The 15,572-nt window shown below is 72.7% G+C and carries 15 protein-coding genes and 4 pseudogenes; 12 read left to right on the top strand and 7 right to left on the bottom strand.

Annotation, left to right across the window (positions count from 1 at the left end):
- Positions 1–60: 60 nt before the first annotated feature.
- Both HK417_RS20970 and HK417_RS20965 read left to right on the top strand, forming a co-directional pair.
- The gene (locus HK417_RS20970) at positions 61–1,032 is read left to right on the top strand and encodes a uroporphyrinogen-III synthase (RefSeq protein WP_308123740.1); all 972 of its coding nucleotides are present in this window, start codon (positions 61–63) and stop codon (positions 1,030–1,032) included.
- Positions 1,033–1,043: 11 nt separating this feature from the next.
- Positions 1,044–1,847, top strand: a complete 804-nt coding sequence (locus tag HK417_RS20965; RefSeq protein ID WP_222271040.1) for an exodeoxyribonuclease III — start codon at positions 1,044–1,046, stop codon at positions 1,845–1,847.
- On the opposite strand, the gene HK417_RS20960 is transcribed toward HK417_RS20965, so the two are convergent.
- From HK417_RS20960 to HK417_RS20955, 3 genes and pseudogenes are all read right to left on the bottom strand, one after another.
- Positions 1,844–2,614, bottom strand: coding sequence for a tyrosine-type recombinase/integrase (locus HK417_RS20960; RefSeq protein WP_308123739.1), 771 nt, complete (start codon positions 2,612–2,614; stop codon positions 1,844–1,846). The two genes, HK417_RS20965 and HK417_RS20960, sit on opposite strands and share 4 nt — an antisense overlap.
- 73 nt (positions 2,615–2,687) lie before the next feature.
- A pseudogene (locus HK417_RS27035) lies at positions 2,688–3,218 on the bottom strand (MFS transporter); the annotation flags it as partial.
- Positions 3,218–3,709 carry a hypothetical protein gene (locus HK417_RS20955; protein ID WP_222271038.1) on the bottom strand — a complete coding sequence of 164 codons (492 nt, stop codon included), beginning with the start codon at positions 3,707–3,709 and terminating at the stop codon, positions 3,218–3,220. The pseudogene HK417_RS27035 and the gene HK417_RS20955, both read right to left, overlap by 1 nt.
- A 258-nt stretch (positions 3,710–3,967) precedes the next feature.
- Between HK417_RS20955 and HK417_RS20950 the strand changes: the two genes are divergently transcribed.
- The 7 genes from HK417_RS20950 to HK417_RS20920 all read left to right on the top strand — a co-directional run bounded on the left by HK417_RS20950 (position 3,968) and on the right by HK417_RS20920 (position 9,974).
- Positions 3,968–4,291 carry a zinc ribbon domain-containing protein gene (locus tag HK417_RS20950; RefSeq protein ID WP_308123738.1) on the top strand — a complete coding sequence of 108 codons (324 nt, stop codon included), beginning with the start codon at positions 3,968–3,970 and terminating at the stop codon, positions 4,289–4,291.
- A gap of 60 nt (positions 4,292–4,351) precedes the next feature.
- Complete coding sequence (locus HK417_RS20945) at positions 4,352–5,035, top strand: AmiS/UreI family transporter (protein WP_222271037.1); 684 nt, start codon at positions 4,352–4,354, stop codon at positions 5,033–5,035.
- 56 nt (positions 5,036–5,091) lie between these two features.
- Entirely contained in the window at positions 5,092–6,345 is a 1,254-nt protein-coding gene (fmdA, locus tag HK417_RS20940; RefSeq protein ID WP_222271036.1) for a formamidase, read from the top strand.
- A 46-nt stretch (positions 6,346–6,391) separates the two neighbouring features.
- Entirely contained in the window at positions 6,392–7,654 is a 1,263-nt protein-coding gene (fmdA, locus tag HK417_RS20935) for a formamidase (RefSeq protein WP_222271035.1), read from the top strand.
- Positions 7,655–7,732: 78 nt separating this feature from the next.
- On the top strand, positions 7,733–8,005 hold the full coding sequence (locus HK417_RS20930) for an FmdB family zinc ribbon protein (protein WP_222271034.1): 273 nt from the start codon (positions 7,733–7,735) through the stop codon (positions 8,003–8,005).
- Between the two features lie 80 nt (positions 8,006–8,085).
- The gene (locus HK417_RS20925) at positions 8,086–8,913 is read left to right on the top strand and encodes an MOSC domain-containing protein (protein ID WP_222271033.1); all 828 of its coding nucleotides are present in this window, start codon (positions 8,086–8,088) and stop codon (positions 8,911–8,913) included.
- Positions 8,914–8,939: 26 nt separating this feature from the next.
- Positions 8,940–9,974 (top strand): alpha/beta fold hydrolase, encoded by a 1,035-nt coding sequence (locus HK417_RS20920; protein WP_222271025.1) that lies wholly within the window; start codon positions 8,940–8,942, stop codon positions 9,972–9,974.
- 159 nt (positions 9,975–10,133) lie between these two features.
- Here the strand turns inward: HK417_RS20920 and HK417_RS27310 are convergent.
- Positions 10,134–10,333 (bottom strand): annotated as a pseudogene (locus HK417_RS27310) (IS1380 family transposase); the annotation flags it as partial.
- Positions 10,334–10,979: 646 nt separating this feature from the next.
- Between HK417_RS27310 and HK417_RS27030 the strand changes: the two are divergent.
- From HK417_RS27030 to HK417_RS27025, 3 genes are all read left to right on the top strand, one after another.
- Entirely contained in the window at positions 10,980–11,219 is a 240-nt protein-coding gene (locus HK417_RS27030) for an endonuclease/exonuclease/phosphatase family protein (protein ID WP_368858537.1), read from the top strand.
- Positions 11,220–11,716: 497 nt separating this feature from the next.
- Positions 11,717–11,821, top strand: a complete 105-nt coding sequence (locus HK417_RS20905) for an Lsr2 family protein (protein WP_222271014.1) — start codon at positions 11,717–11,719, stop codon at positions 11,819–11,821.
- Positions 11,812–11,985 carry a hypothetical protein gene (locus HK417_RS27025; RefSeq protein ID WP_222271191.1) on the top strand — a complete coding sequence of 58 codons (174 nt, stop codon included), beginning with the start codon at positions 11,812–11,814 and terminating at the stop codon, positions 11,983–11,985. The genes HK417_RS20905 and HK417_RS27025 overlap by 10 nt, the downstream gene beginning before the upstream one ends.
- 60 nt (positions 11,986–12,045) lie before the next feature.
- On the opposite strand, the gene fxsT is transcribed toward HK417_RS27025, so the two are convergent.
- The 3 genes and pseudogenes from fxsT to HK417_RS20885 all read right to left on the bottom strand — a co-directional run.
- Complete coding sequence (gene fxsT / locus HK417_RS20895; protein WP_222271005.1) at positions 12,046–14,646, bottom strand: FxSxx-COOH system tetratricopeptide repeat protein; 2,601 nt, start codon at positions 14,644–14,646, stop codon at positions 12,046–12,048.
- A gap of 101 nt (positions 14,647–14,747) precedes the next feature.
- A pseudogene (locus tag HK417_RS20890) lies at positions 14,748–14,980 on the bottom strand (transposase); the annotation flags it as partial.
- A gap of 56 nt (positions 14,981–15,036) precedes the next feature.
- Positions 15,037–15,511 (bottom strand): annotated as a pseudogene (locus tag HK417_RS20885) (transposase); the annotation flags it as partial.
- Between the last annotated feature and the right edge of the window lie 61 nt (positions 15,512–15,572).

Raw genomic sequence — 15,572 nt, 5'->3', positions numbered from 1 at the left:
TGGGCGCGCTCCTCAAGCGACGCGGCGCGCGGGTGGTCCTACGCACCGGCGATCCGCATCGTGCCGCTCCCGGACGACGCCGAGCTCGTGGCGGCGACCCGCTCGGTGCTCGCCGCACCGGTCGACCTGGTGGTGGTGACCACCGGGGTCGGCTTCCGCGGGTGGCTGGAGGCGGCCGAGGCCTGGGACCTGCCGCTGCGCGAGCACCTGGAGGGGGCGCGGGTGATCGCGCGCGGCCCGAAGGCGCGCGGCGCCATCCGCGGCGCCGGGCTGGTCGACGCCTGGTCACCGCCGTCGGAGAGCTCGGCAGAGGTGCTCCAGTACCTGCTCTCCGGCGCCGCGGGACCGCTGGCCGGCCGGCGGGTCACCGTCCAGCTGCACGGCGACCCGCTCCCCGACCTGGTCAGCGGGCTGGTCTCCGCCGGTGCCGAGGTCGTGCGGGTCCCCGTCTACCGGTGGGTGCCGCCGGAGGACACCGGGCCGCTCCGCCGGCTGGTCGACGCCGTCGCGGCTGGCGGGGTGGACGCGGTGACCTTCACGAGCGCACCGGCGGCCGGGAGCCTGCTGCAGGTCGCCACCAAGGCGGGGGTGCGGGACGACGTGCTGCGGGCGCTGCGCTGCTCCGTCGTCCCCTTCGCCGTCGGCCCGGTGACCGCCGGCCTGCTCACGGCCGCCGGGGTGACCGCCGTGCAGCCCGCGCGCGCCCGGCTGGGGGCGCTCGCCCGGGAGGTGGTCGCCCGGCTGCCGGAGCGCGACCCGGTCGTGGACTGCGGCCGGCACCGCGTGCAGGTCCGCGGGCACGCCGTCGTCCTCGACGGGAACCTGGTCGAGCTGCCCCCGGGGTCGATAGCGGTGCTGCGCGCCCTGGCGCGCCGGCCGGGGACAGTGCTGTCTCGCGCCGACCTGCTCACCGAGCTGTCCGGCGGCCAGGACGGGCACGCAGTGGAGGTCGCCGTGGCGCGACTGCGGGCCGCGCTCGGTGCACCGGTGGTCAGCACGGTGGTCAAGCGCGGGTACCGCCTGGCCACCTAGGCTGGTCCCCCGTGCGCCTGGCAACGTGGAACGTGAACTCCATCCGCAGTCGAGCCGACCGGGTGGAGGCCTGGCTGCGGCGCAGTGACGTCGACGTCGTCGCACTGCAGGAGACCAAGTGCCGGGACGACCAGTTCCCGGAGGAGCGGTTCCGCGCGCTGGGCTACGAGGTCGCGCACGTCGGCCACTCGCAGTGGAACGGCGTCGCGCTGCTGTCCCGGGTGGGGCTGTCCGACGTCGAGGTCGGCTTCCCCGGCATGCCGACCTGGGCGGCCAAGGAGGGCGTCGAGCCGGCCGCCGAGGCCCGCGCGCTGGGGGCCACCTGCGGCGGGGTGCGGGTGTGGAGCCTGTACGTGCCCAACGGCCGCACGCTGGCCGATCCGCACCTGCAGTACAAGCTGCAGTGGCTGGAGGCGTTGCGCGTCGCCGCGGGCGGCTGGCTGACCACCGACGCCGACGCCCAGGTCGCGTTGGTCGGCGACTGGAACATCGCCCCGCAGGACGACGACGTGTGGGACATGTCGGTGTTCGCGCACTCCACGCACGTCTCCGAGCCCGAGCGGGCGGCGTTCCGCGGGGTGGTCGAGAGCGGCTTCACCGACGTCGTCCGGCCGTACACCCCGGGGCCCGGCGTCTACACGTACTGGGACTACACCCAGCTGCGCTTCCCCCGTCGCGAGGGCATGCGGATCGACTTCGTGCTCGCCTCCCCCGCGCTCGCCCGCCGGGTCAGCGGGGCGCTGATCGACCGCGAGGAGCGCAAGGGCAAGGGCGCCAGCGACCACGCCCCCGTCGTGGTCGAGCTGGCCGACTAACGGACCGACCGGGCGCCCTGGGGCACATCTGGGGCACACGAGGCGCCGGCTGTGTCCCACGCCGCGTCGATGGCGCTGCGCGTCCGGTCGTCCGAGTCCGGCATCAGGTGCCCGTAGGTGCTCAGGACCAGCGAGGCGTCCTCGTGCCCCAGCCGCTCGGCCACCGCCACGACCGACTCACCGGCCGCGAGCAGGACGCTCGCGTAGTGGTGCCGCAGGTCATGACTCGTCGTTCCCTTCGGCAGCCCCGCCTCGGTCACCGCCCGACGGATCAGGTTGTGGCGGTAGTAGACGTGCCCGAGCGCGGTGCCCTTCCCGGTAGTGAAGATCGTCCCGTCTTCGGCCGCTGGGTACGCCGCCAGGTGGGCCGCCAGCACGTCGGCGACCATGCGGGGCAGCGGCACGGTCCGCCTCGACCGGGGAGTCTTTGGCTCGCTCCGCTCCCCCTTCGACCCCTGGGTGAACTGCCACTCGATCCGCACGGTGCGGCGCAGGAAGTCGACGTCCGCGACGCGTAGAGCCAGCAGCTCGCCGATCCGAAGGCCGAGTCCGGCCTGAGTGAGGACCATGATCCGGTAGCGCTCCGGCATGGCCTGGGCGAGGGCCGCGACCTGCTCGACCGACAGCGGCACGACCCGCTCCCTCTCGTGCCGAGAAAGTTGGATGCGGACGACGGGTGAGGAGGCCACCAGCCTGTCGAGGACCGCGGCCCCGTACACGCTTCGCAGCAGCCCGACCGCTTGTCGCAGGGTGGTCGGGGCCAGCACCCTCGACCGGTCGGTGGCCCACGCCTGAACCTCGGACGGGCGCACGTCCGCGGGCGCCGGCGCCGGTGAGGGCTCCCCCGGCGAGCGGCGCCACGAGTCCCGCGCAGCCCCAGCCGGTGAAGACCCGACCGTAGGCCCGGGGGAAGGCGCACACCACGACCCGGTCCGCCGTGACCGCCGGGACCAGCGCGGAGACCGCGCCGTAGGCCAGCCCCGTGCCGGCGAAGGCGCCGAGGACGAGCCAGGGGGCCGTCGGTCTGCCGAGACTCGCCGCGGAGATGGCGGCGACGCCCAGCGCCGTCGCCAGCGCAGGCGGCCGGCCGATCCGGTCGGACCACCAGCCGGCGACCAGCCGCCCGACCAGGTTGCCGGCGGCCAGCAGCGAGACCGCCGCGCCGGCCACGCCGGAGCTCAGGCCGCGGTCGGCGGCCACCGGGGCAGCCACGGCGAACACCAGGAGCCCGGGAGCGGCCCCACCGGCGAAGAGCACCCAGAGCAGCACAAGGGTCCGCCGCGGCAGCGGCCCGGCCGCCGCCGTGCCACGGCGCTCAGGGCGGTCGGCGGGGGCGAGCAGTGCCGCCCCCGCCAGCAGGCCGCCGACCATCACCGCCAGCGCGCCCAGGCAGGCCCGCCAGCCGACGGCGGCGAGCGCCGCTGGAGCAGCCAGGCCGAGGAGCACCGGACCGGCGGCGTAGGCGGCGACGACCAGGTCGGTCGCCGTGCCGCGGCGGGAGGTGGGGACCGGGCGGCGAGCCCGACCGCGACGCCGGAGGCGAGTCCGCTCGCGGTGCCGAACAGCGCCCCCACCCCGCCCCACAGCGCCAGCGGATGCGGCACGGCCGCCGCTCCACCGAGGCCGGTGGCCGCCAGCCCGGCGGCACCGCCGAGCAGCCGCCGGGGCCCCACGGCGGGAAGCGCCCGGCCCGCGGCCAGCAACGCGGCCGTGAAGACGGCGATCGAGACCGCGAAGACGGCGGCGCCCGCGGAGCCCGGTGCGCCGACGTCCGCGGCCGCCTGCTCGGCGACCAGGCTCCAGCCGAACAGCGTCCCGGCGGCGAGGTTCGCCACCGCGCCGGACACGACGGGCCGCTCCACCCTCGGACCCTCCGGGCTCGGCAGCGGTGGACTTGGCTCAACGTCCCTACCAGGCCGTGCCCGGTCAAGCGGGCGCCGCGCCCGGCGTGTCCCGAAACACGCAGGACACACGTTCGACATCGCCGCGAAATGCCCGGGGGGCTCCATCCGGTGCGTCACGACGCGCCGCGCGGCGTCGGGACCGCGGCCTGTGCGGGATCCAGCGCCTTGATCGCCTCCGGTGGCCGGGACGAATGTCCGCCTGGTCCGAGGGGCCAAGTGCCCCTCCGCCGGTGCACCCGGAGGTCCGACATCGCCGTCTACCTGTACCGATGCCCCGACCACGGCACGACCGAGACCCGCTGCGCGATGGGCGCCGCCCCGGCCGCGGTCGAGTGCCCGGCCTGTGGGACGCCCGCCGCGCGGGTGTTCACCGCACCCCGCCTGTCCTTCGGCTCCCCGGTGCGGCGCGCTCTCGTCGAGCGCACGGAGCGCACCCGGGACGAACCCGACGTCGTCTCCTCACCGCCTCCGGGGCGGGGCCCCGGCCGGCGAGCCGACGTGCTGCGCAATCCGGCCCTGAGCCGGCTGCCCCGCCCCTGACGGCGGGGCGCTCCGCAGGTCCACGGGAACCCGACCCACTCACAGAGGGGAGTGACCGACATGGCCAGCGTCGGTCTGCTGTACGTCGGAGCGGTCCTGATCGTCAACGGCCTGATGCTGCTGGGCCGGGTGGACGCCCGGGCGGCCGCGCCGCTGAACTTCTTCGTCGGCGCGCTGCAGGTGTTCACGCCGACCTACCTGATCATCACCTCGGGGGGCGACCCGGACGTGGTCCTCGGCGCCTCCGGCCTTTACCTGTTCGGCTTCACCTACCTGTACGTCGGCCTGAACCTCATCTACGGCCTGGACGGCACCGGGCTTGGCTGGTTCTCCGCCTTCGTGGCGGGCTGCGCGGTGGTCTTCGCGGGGCTGAACTTCGGCCGGCTCGACGACCCGGCCTTCGGTGTCATCTGGCTGTACTGGGCGGTGCTGTGGGCGCTGTTCTTCCTCGTGCTCGGGCTCAAGCGGGAGGGGCTCACCCGGTTCACCGGTCTGGTGGCCGTCGTGGCCGGGGTGGTGACCTGCGCCGTCCCCGCGTTCCTGCTACTGACCGGCGTGTGGCAGGACAACGTGATGACGTCGGCGATCGTGCTCGCCGTCGTCCTGCTGCTGTCCCTGGCCCTGTTCCCGAAGTTCCGTGACCGGCGAGCCCCGGCAACCGACGCCCCGGCGCCCGAACTGCGCGAGGGCGAGACCGCCGCGCAGGCCGCCGGCCCGTCCCAGCCGGCCGACCGGAGGAGGTGACCCGCCGACCGAGCAGCCGTCCCACCGTTCCGCTCCCGAGACCAGGAGGCCAGCCCGTGCCCGAACTCGTGTTCCCCCTCGACTCCAGCAAGAAGTTCACCGAGCAGCAGTACCTCGGCCACAACCGGTGGCACCCCGACATCCCGACGCAGGTGACCGTCCGGCCCGGGGACAGCTTCCGGGTGCATTGCCGCGAGTGGTTCGACGGCGCCATCCACAACGACGATTCCGCCGACGACGTCCGGGACGCGCCGCTCAGCACGGTGCACGTGCTCAGCGGGCCCTTCGCCGTGGAGGGCGCCGAGCCCGGCGACCTGCTGATCGTCGACATCCTCGACGTGGGGCCGATCCCCCAGGAGGATTCCGGCCCGCTCGCCGGGCAGGGCTGGGGGTACACGGGGATCTTCGCCACGCAGAACGGTGGCGGTTTCCTCACCGAGCAGTTCCCGGACGCGTACAAGGTGATCTGGGACTTCTCCGGGCAGACGGCGACGTCCCGGCACGTCCCGGGCGTCTCCTTCACCGGCATCGTGCACCCCGGCCTGATGGGCACCGCGCCCTCCGCGGAGCTGCTGGCCCGCTGGAACCGCCGCGAGGGCGCCCTGATCGCCACCGACCCCGACCGCGTGCCACCGCTGGCCCTGCCGCCGCTGCCACAGGACGCCATCCTGGGCGGGCTGGAGGGCGCCGAGTACGACCGCGTCGCCGGCGAGGCAGCGCGCACCGCTCCACCCCGGGAGAACGGCGGCAACCAGGACATCAAGAACCTGACCAAGGGCAGCCGGGTCTTCTACCCGGTGTTCGTGCCCGGTGCGAAGCTGTCGATGGGCGACCTGCACTTCTCCCAGGGCGACGGTGAGATCACCTTCTGCGGGGCCATCGAGATGGGCGGCTTCATGGACCTGCACGTCGACCTGATCAAGGGCGGGATGGAGACGTACGGGGTCAGTGAGAACGCCATCTTCATGCCCGGGAACGTGGACCCCCGCTACGACAAGTGGCTGGCCTTCTCCGGGACGTCGGTGACCCTGGACGGCGAGCAGCGCTACCTGGACTCGCACCTGTCCTACCAGCGGGCCTGCCTGCACGCGATCGACTACCTGACGAAGTTCGGCTGGTCCCCCGAGCAGGCGTACATGATCCTCGGCGCCGCGCCGATCGAGGGCCGGCTCTCCGGGGTGGTCGACATCCCGAACTCCTGCTCCACCGTCTACATCCCGACCGGGATCTTCGACGTCGACGTCACGCCCTCGTCGTCCGGGCCGGCCCGGGTCGACCCTGGCATGGGCGTTCCGAAGTCGAGCTTCTGAGCAGGACCGTCCGTCCATCCCGTTCGCACTGACCTGAGGAGTTCCCGTGCCCGAAGTAATCTTCGAAATCAACCGTGACCTGAGCGTGTCGATGCGCGACCAGACGGTGCCCGGACACAACCGCTGGCACCCCGACATCCCGCCGGCCAACACGGTCGCGCCCGGCGCCACGTACCGGATCGAGTGCAAGGACTGGACCGACGACCAGGTCCGCAACACCGACGACGCCGACGACATCCGGGACATGAACATCGACCCGTGTCACATGCTGAGCGGCCCGTTCGCGATCGAGGGCGCCGAGCCCGGCGACATGCTCGTGGTCGACATCGTCGACATCGGCCCCTTCGACGTGCAGCCGTGGGGTTACACCGGGATCTTCGCCAAGGAGAACGGCGGCGGCTTCCTCACCGACTACTCCCCGCAGGCGTCCAAGGCGATCTGGGACCTCGACGGGATCTGGACCAGCAGCCGGCACGTCCCCGGCGTGCGGTTCATCGGCAACTCCCACCCGGGGCTGTTCGGCTGTGCGCCGTCGCCGGACCTGCTCGCCGAGTGGAACCGCCGGGAACAGGCACTGATCGACCAGAACCCGGACCGGGTCACCGGTGACATCCCCGCCCACGGCGGCGAGACACCCGGCGCCCCGCAGGTCCCTGGGCTTGCGCTCCCCCCGTTGCCCCATGACGCGTTGCTCGGGACGCTGAGCGGCAGCGACTTCGAGCGGGCCGCCGCCGAGGCCTGCCGCACCATCCCGCCGCGGGAGCACGGCGGCAACGTCGACATCAAGGACCTCGGCGTCGGCAGCCGGGTCTACATGCCGGTCTTCGTGACCGGCGGCCTGTTCTCGATCGGCGACCTGCACTTCGCCCAGGGCGACGGCGAGATCACCTTCTGCGGGGCCATCGAGATGCCCGGGTTCATCGACCTGCACTTCGACCTGATCAAGGGCGGGATGGACAGGTACAAGCAGTCCATGCCGTTCTTCAAGCCGGGTCGGGTCGGGCCGAACTACTCGGAGTTCATCACCTTCGAGGGCATCAGCGTCGAGGACGGCCGGAACTACTACATGAACGCGACCGTCGCCTACCGCCAGGCCTGCCTCAACGCCATCAACTTCCTGATGCCGGCCATGGACTGGACCTTCGAGCAGGCCTATCTGTTCCTGGGGGCGGCGCCGGTCGACGGCCGGATCGGCGGCGTGGTGGACATCCCGAACAGCGCGGTCTCGATCAGCATCCCGCTGTCCATCTTCGACCGGAACATCCTGCCCGGCGGCGCCGGCGGCGGCCGGGATCTGACGGCCGACTGACGCCGGTGGTGCGGGGGCGGGCCCGGCCCGCCCCCGCACCGCCTTCCTTCCTGCCCCACCCCTGAGAGGAGCACCGCGTTGCCGCTGTATGAGTTCCGCTGCCCCGAGTGCGGACCCTTCGACCTGAACCGGGACATGCGCGACGCCGCGTCCACGGCGCCGTGCCCGGCCTGCGACCAGCCGGCGCGGCGCCGTTACCGCGTGGGGGTCGGCCACCACTCCACGGGTGTGCTGCGCGACGCGGGACGGGCGGACCGGGCCCGGGTGGACCGGGCGCGCACGGGCGAGCCGACGGTCACCGGTCCGCCCTCGGGACGACGGCTGCCCGGCGGCGGGGCGCACCGGCACTGACCCGGCGGCGGGACCGGCCGGCCCCGGCTACCGTCCACAGCCATCAGCACCATCCCGAGCCCCGCTCCGGACGGAGGGCCATGCCGCTCGTCTCCCGCCTCGGGACCACCCCGGTCAAGGGCACTGCCCTGCACCATCCCCAGACCGTGACGGTCACCGACAACGGAGTGCTGGAGAACCGGCGCTTCCACCTCGTGGACGCCCAGTACCGGCTCTACAACGGCAAGCAGCACGGCCCGCTCGTGCGGCTCACCGCCGAGTTCGATGCCGACAGCCCGCACCTGCGCCTCCGCTTCCCCGACCGTCCGTCCGTCGAGGGGCGGGCCGCCGACCTCGGCGAGGCGGTGTGCACTGACTTCTACGGGCGGGACGTCGACGGGCACCTCGTGGAGGGACCGTGGTCGGCCGCGCTCAGCGACTTCGTCGGGGAGGAGGTGCACCTGGTCGCGGTCGACCGCCCCGGCGACGCGGTCGACGTGCACCCTGTCACGCTGATCTCGTCGGCGACCATCGAGCACCTGCGCCGCGTCACCCCCGACGGCGGGCCGCTGGACCACCGTCGGTTCCGGATGCTGGTCGAGGTGGACGGCTGCGACGTGCACGAGGAGGACACCTGGGCCGGCCGGCGCGTGCGGATCGGCGGGGCCACCGTCCACGTGGTCGGTCCGGTGCCACGGTGCGTGGTCACCAACGAGAACCCCGACAGCGGGGTGGTCGACTTCAACACGCTCAAGGCGATCGTGCGGTACCGCGGCGAGCTCGCCACCGACCTGAGCACCCCGGTCGCGCACCTCCCCGACAACGGCGCGGTCATCCTCGGCATGTACGCCACGGTCGAGCAGCCCGGCGAGATCGCCCTCGGCGACCGGGTCGAGCTCCTCGACGAGACCGCCGTCCAGCCCGCCTGACCCGTCCCCGAGACCCAGGAGCCCCCATGCCACGGCCGACCGATCACGAGTTCTTCGACCTGGGGGACGTCGTCCTGCAGGGCGGTGCCACTCTGCGCGGCGCCCGGCTCGCCTACAAGACGTACGGCACGCTGAACGCCGACCGGTCCAACGTGATCGTCCACCCGACCTGGTACAGCGCCTGGCACGACGCCAACGACTGGACGACGGGGCCGGGCCGGGCGCTGGACCCGGAGAAGTACTTCATCGTCGTCCCCAACCAGCTGAACAACGGCCTGTCGACGTCGCCGAGCAACACCCCGCCGCCCTACGACGGGCCGAACTTCCCGCGCGTGACCTTCTACGACCAGATCGAGGTGCAGCACCGGCTGCTCACGCAGAAGTGGGGCATCGAGTCCATCGAGCTGGTGCTCGGGTCGTCGATGGGCGCCGGGCAGACCTACCAGTGGGCCGTCAGCCACCCGGAGATGGTGAAGCGGGCCGCGCCCATCGTGGGGTCGGCGATCACCAGCGAGCACAACCAGGTCTTCCTCAAGAGCCTGCGCGCGGCGCTCACGGCCGACCCTGTGTTCGACGGCGGGCGCTACTCCCCCGACGCGCTCCCGACCGTCGGCCTGCGCGCCTTCGCCCGGATCTACGCCGGCTGGGGTCTCTCCCAGGCCTTCTACTGGCAGCGGGAGTACCGCAACCTCGGCTTCTCCTCCCTCGAGGACTTCCTCGTCGGGTTCTGGGAGGGCTACTGGCTCGACGAGCGCGACCCCAACGACCTGCTGGGGATGCTGTGGACCTGGGAGCACGGCGACGTCGGGAAGACTCCGGGCTTCGACGGCGACACCGAGGCCGCGCTGCGCTCGATCCGCTGCCCGGTCCTCGCCATGCCGGCGAAGACCGACCTGTACTTCCCGCCGGAGGACGAGGAGTGGGCCTCGCAGTTCATCGAGAACGGTGAGGTCCGGGTCATCCCGACCGTCTACGGGCACTTCGCCGGGCTGGGCCAGAACCCGGCGGACAACGAGTTCATCGACCGGGCGCTGACGGAGCTGCTGGCCCGCCCGGCCTGACCGGGTCGGCGAGGCTCAGCCTCGATCCACCGTCGATCTTGGTCGGTTCGTCGGCCCATGATCCGATCTTGATCGGCCGGTGTGAGCGCAGCGCAGCCGCCGGTTTGTCCGGCTCTTCCACTGTCGGTCTCCGGTCGGGCCTGGTGGGGCGGTGGTCGGTCAGACGGCTGCGGGTGGTCCGCAGGTGGCGTCGAAGAGCTGGGTCCAGGCGTGTTCCCAGGGCCAGTCGCGGGGCAGGTGCATCCGCAGCCGGCGGGCGGAGCGCGGGAGATCCGGGTCGGGACGGCGATCAGCTGGGTGCGGATGGTGCCGGTGGTCGCCCGGGCATGGAACTGGGAGGCCAGTGCGCCGGCGGCGCGGGTGAGGTTGAACGCGATCGCGGCCAGCACCAGCCAGGCGGAGTTCGCCGCGAACTTCCCCGAGGGCAGGTGGGCCAGCGGTCCGGCCTTGAGGTCGGCGTTGATCTGCTCGATGACCGCGTGCTGCCGGTGGGTGGTCTCGGCCTGCAGCATCGGCTGCGGGGAGTCGGTGAACACCGCGTGGTGGCGGTAGGCGGCGAACAGCTCGGACTGGCCTTCAGGCACCGAGGCGGGGTTCAAGCGCTTGACCCGGCGGACGTTCAGCCGCCCGGTGATGTGGTCGGTCTTGCGGCGGGAGGTGAACGCGGTGAAGCCGATCTCGGCGACCTCGGCTTCGGAGACCCAGCACTGGCCCTCGTCGTCCCAGACGGCGTGCGGGTAGCGGATCGGGGTCCAGGCGTCCTCGGCGCTCGCGGCGATCGCCTTCTTGACCGCGGCGTCCATCCGGGCGGTGATCGAGAACCGGGCGCCGCCGCGGCGGGCGGTGGCGATGACGGCGTGGCAGCGGGCATGGGGCGGTCGCGGCGCCTGCCTGTCGGTCACCCCGACTCCCAGGCTGGGCGCTTCGGCGGGGGTCGCGGCTGACTGGAGCACATCTGGGGCACATGATCTTGCGGTTGGGACTGATGGGCACTGATTGACTGCGATGTATTCATGCAGGTCAAACCTCGAGTCGTCGTCTTCGCGCTGGTCACGCGCGCCCAGTCACACGTACTGGGACTACACCCAGCTGCGCTTCCCCCGCCGCGAGGGCATGCGGATCGACTTCGTCCTCGCCTCCCCCGCGCTCGCGCGCCGGGTCAGCGGCGCGCTGATCGACCGCGAGGAGCGCAAGGGCAAGGGCGCCAGCGACCACGCGCCGGTGGTCGTCGACCTGGCCGACTAACGGACCGAGGGGACGTCCTGGGGACATCCGGGCGCACGGGGCACACGGGGCACTGGCTATGTCCCACGCCGCGTCGACGGCGCCGCGCGTCCGGTCGTCCGAGTCCGGCATCAGGTGCCCGTAGGTGCTCAGAACCAGCGAGGCGTCCTCGTGCCCCAGCCGCTCGGCGACGGCCACGACCGACTCACCGGCCGCCAGCAGGACGCTGGCGTGTGGGGGCGGTCGGCCCCCGGGCAGAACATTGGTCGGCGCGGGGCAGCCAGCAGCGCGCCCCGCGGCCCGGGCGCGGCGGCGGCGAGGAGGTGCCCTCGTGCAGATACCGGTACGCGGGCGCTGATCGCGCTGTCGGCGGCCGCAGCTGTCTGCGGTCGCAGGCGCCGAAGCGGCGAGCAACTGTGCAGGGCTTCTAAGGCTCGAGCGCCGATTCTCGCCCCCCGGGGGTGACCTTTCGATGGGGCTCGTTGACGTTGTTGACCAACATGTGAACGATCATGGTCATGGCGACGAAGCAGGTCGTGAGCATCACCGATGACATCGACGGGCGCGAGGGTGCCGAAACCGTCACCTTTGCCTACGCCGCACGCGGCACGAGATCGACCTAGCAGAGAAGAACAAAGCCAAGCTGGAGAAGGCGCTCCGGTCGTTCATCGCGGCGGCGCGCAGGGCCGGCGGCTCGGACCATTCCCGTGCTCGCAAGGGGTCCGCGGCGCCGACGCGGACCTTCCGGCCGTCCGCGCGCGGGCTGCAGAGCACGGCTTTCAGGTGAGCGGCCAACCACACCTGGGGGCTACCCCTACCCTCCGCACGCCCTGACCGTCCGTGAGGTTCACAGTGTTGGACTCGGGCCGTGCGCGGCCGCTTCGCCGCCGATCAGGAGGTGGCCGCTACCGGCGCCCGAAGTCAGAAGATGGATGATCGGGTGGTCCGGGGGGAGCGCTCGACGACCGCGCCTCAGGGTGTCCTCGCCCAGCGCGCGGGCCGGCTCGGCGTCGCCCAGCTGGCCCAGGGCGAGGGTGAGACCGGTCGCCGCCCACAGGGTGATCAGGTGGTCGGGACCGAGCACCCGGCGGCAGCGCCGCAGGGTGTCCTTCCCCAGGGCGCGAGCCGGCTCGGCGTCGCCCAGGTGGCCCAGGGCGACGGTGAGGTCGTACGCGGACAACAGGGTTCTCGTGTGGTCCGGACCGTGTACCCGGCGGCAGCGCCGCAGCGTGTCTTTGGCAATGGCGCGGGCCGGCTCGGCGTCGCCCCGCCGGATCAGGGCGAAGGTGAGGGTGGTCGCCGCCCGCAGGGTGATGGGGTGGTCGGGGCCGAGCACCTGCCGGCAGCGCCGCAGCGTGTCCCGGCCCAGCGCGCGGGCCGGCTCCGACTCGCCCAGCTGGTTCAGGGCGCGGGTCAGGGCGGTGGCCACCAGCAGGGTGGTGGTGTGTTCCGGGCCGAGCACCCGGCGGCAGCGCCGCTGCGTGTCCCGGCCCAGCGCGCGGGCCGGCTCCGACTCGCCTACCTGGACCAGCGCGACGGTGAGGGTGGTCGCCGCCCGCAGGGTGGTGGGGTGGTCGGGGCCGAGCACCCGCCGGCAGCGCCGCAGCGTGTCCCCGCCCAGCGCGCGGCCCGACTCCGCCTCCCCCACCGAGCGCAAGGCAAGGGGGAGAGTGCTCGCGGCGGTCAGGGTGTCGGGATGGTCGGGGCCGAGGATCCACCGCCAGCGGTCAAGCACCGGTTCGCCGACAGCCCGGCTGCCGTGGCTGTCACCGCGGGCCTGCAGATAGCGGGCGGTGTCCAAGACCAATTGCCGGCTGGCGGGAGAGTGGTCCCCCAACGGGGCGGTGGCGAGCACGTGCGGAGCCAGCTCGGCGTAGGCGGTCCACCTGGCCGGATCCTCCGGGTCACCCGGGGATGCGGCGGCCAGGAGCGCCACCACCCGCTGGCCGGTGGCGTGCTGCCGGTCGGGAGGAAGTCGGTGGCGGATCACCGCCTGCACCAGCCGGTGCACCTGGAAGCCTTCGCAGTCGCCGTGGGGCGGGGCGCAGTGGCGGCGGGCCAGGGAGTAGCCGACCAGCGCTCCGACGGTGTCGGCCAAGACATCGGGCTCGGCGGCCGTGGAGCGTAGCGGCTCACCGAGCAGTTCAGGGTGGTCGGCGAACAGAAACAGCGGAATGGGTTCGGGAGCGAGGAAGGCGGCCAGTTCGAGCAGCTGCACGGCGGCCGGATCCTCGTCGCGCAGCCGCTCCAGCGACAGCCCCCAGGCGGTGTCGATCCGCCCGGAATATCCGACCACGTCGCCGCGGGCGAGCAGGCTGGCGCGGCGGGCGCGGAACCGGCGCAGATAGTCCGCGGCCGGCAGATCGGTCTGCTCCAGATAGCCGGCGGCCTGCGCAGCGGCTAGCGGCAGGTCGCCGAGCTCGGCGGCGAGCTGATTGGCCAGCTCCGCGTCCAGGCCCGGGATGCGGGCGCGCAGCAGCGCGATCGTCTCCGGTCGAGTGAGCACGTCGACCTCTATCCGCCCGCCGAGAGCGCCCCAGCCGGGGAAGCGGGAGGTGATCAGCACGTGTCCGGTTCCGCCGGGCCGGTAGGCGGCGACGTCGGCCGGCCGCTCGGCGTTGTCGAAGACCAACAGCCAGCGGTCCCGGCGGCGCAGCTCGGCCAGCAGCCGCTCCACGGTGTCGCTAACCGTGGGCCCGGCCGACAGACCCAGCCGGACAGCCAGCCCGGCGAGCGTCTCGGGGATGAGCACGGGTTGCTCTGCATCGATCCACCACACCAGGTCGTAGTCGGCGGCGAATCGGTGCGCGTACTCGAGTGCGAGCTGGGTCTTGCCCACCCCACCCAGCCCGTAGAGCGCCTGCACCACCAGCGTGCCCTCGCCCGCACGCAGCCGCCGGCGTAGCTCCGCCAGCATGCCGTCCCGGCCGGTGAAGTGCGGATTGCGCGGCGGCACCTTCCACACCTCCGGCAGGACGCCGGCGAACCCCGGCTTGTCCGTCGGCGCTAGTCCCGCTCGGGGAAACGGCGGCGCGTTCGTCGGCCGGCCGCCGGCCAGCTGAGCCCGCAGCCGGGCCGCCGCCGCGGCCTCGTCCAGGTCGGTCAGGTCCAGATGGATCAGTGGCGCGTACAACGAGGGCAGGGTGACCGGCTCGACCAGCACCGGCACGATCCGCCCCTCCTCCGCCGCGGACCCGGCGAACGCCGCGCGCAGCTCCGCGCCGCCGAACGCGGAGGAGAAGTACGCCTCGGTGCACACCGCCAGCAGCCGGTCCGCCCGCTCCAGCGCCGCCTCCATCCGAGCCACGAAGTCCTGGCCCGGAACCCAATCCCACACGTCCAGCTCGACGGCGTAGCCGGCCTCCTGCAGCTGCCAGGCCAGCCACTCCGCCCAGGCGGTATCCCGACCGGCGTGGCTGATAAAGAAATCGGTCCCCCGACCGCTCACGCAACAGCCATACACCCATCACCCGCCGTACGCGAGACCCCGGCGCGACAGCCCGACACAGCAGCCGTTCCGTCGGGGCGTACACCGTCCCTTAGCCTCGATCTGCCGGCGATGTTGAGCAGCCGCAGGCGGAGCCGTTTGGGTTCCCAGGTCCGGGCGGGGGTGTCGGCCAGGGCGAGGTGCCGCGGGTCCAGGCGAGCAGGTCCGCGGCGGGCGCGACGAGTTCCAGCCAGATCTGGTTGGCGGCGAAGTCGTGCAGCGGCAGGTTGCGCAGTCCGGTGTCCTTCAGGCAGCGGATCCGGTCCTCGGCTCGGGCCCGCAGCCGGTGCTGCAGGTGACGTCCCGTCCGGTGGTGTAACTCGCGGCCGTGGGGAGTTTCTGCGGGTTGGACTATGACGCGATCAGTGCCGGCTGCGCTACCTCCTCCGCCGGGTTCTGGGGTCGGTTGAGCAGGGCCATGGAGCCTTCGGCGAGGTAGCGGCGGTCGGAGACCTGCCATTCGTCGTGGGCCTCCACGAGGACCGCGCCGGCGAGGCGGTGCAGGGCTTCGGGGTTGGGGAAGACGCCGACGACGTCGGTGCGGCGCTTGATCTCCTTGTTCAGTCGCTCCAGTGGATTGGTCGACCAGATCTTCTTCCAGTGGCTTACGGGGAAGCCGGTGAAGGCCAGCAGGTGCTCCGCGGCGTCCCGCAGCATCGCCTCGACCTGTGGGAGCAGGTAGGGCGAGCATGCCGGCGATGACGTCGAGCTGGGAGCGCACGTGCTCGGCGTCGAGCTGGGCGAAGATCGTGCGGATCGCGGCGGCGACCATCTCGGCGTTCCCCTTGGGCACCCGTGCCAAGACGTTGCGCATGAAGTGGGCCTGTCAGGAATCAAGCTGTTCTTTCCCGGATTCGGGGTCGACGATCTGCTATGCGCGTCGACGA

The sequence above is a fragment of the Modestobacter marinus genome, assembly GCF_019799945.1.
GTDB classification, from domain to species: domain Bacteria; phylum Actinomycetota; class Actinomycetes; order Mycobacteriales; family Geodermatophilaceae; genus Modestobacter; species Modestobacter marinus_B.
The sequence above is the reverse complement of the archived record's forward strand: the minus strand, read 5'-3'. Positions and strand labels throughout refer to the sequence as shown.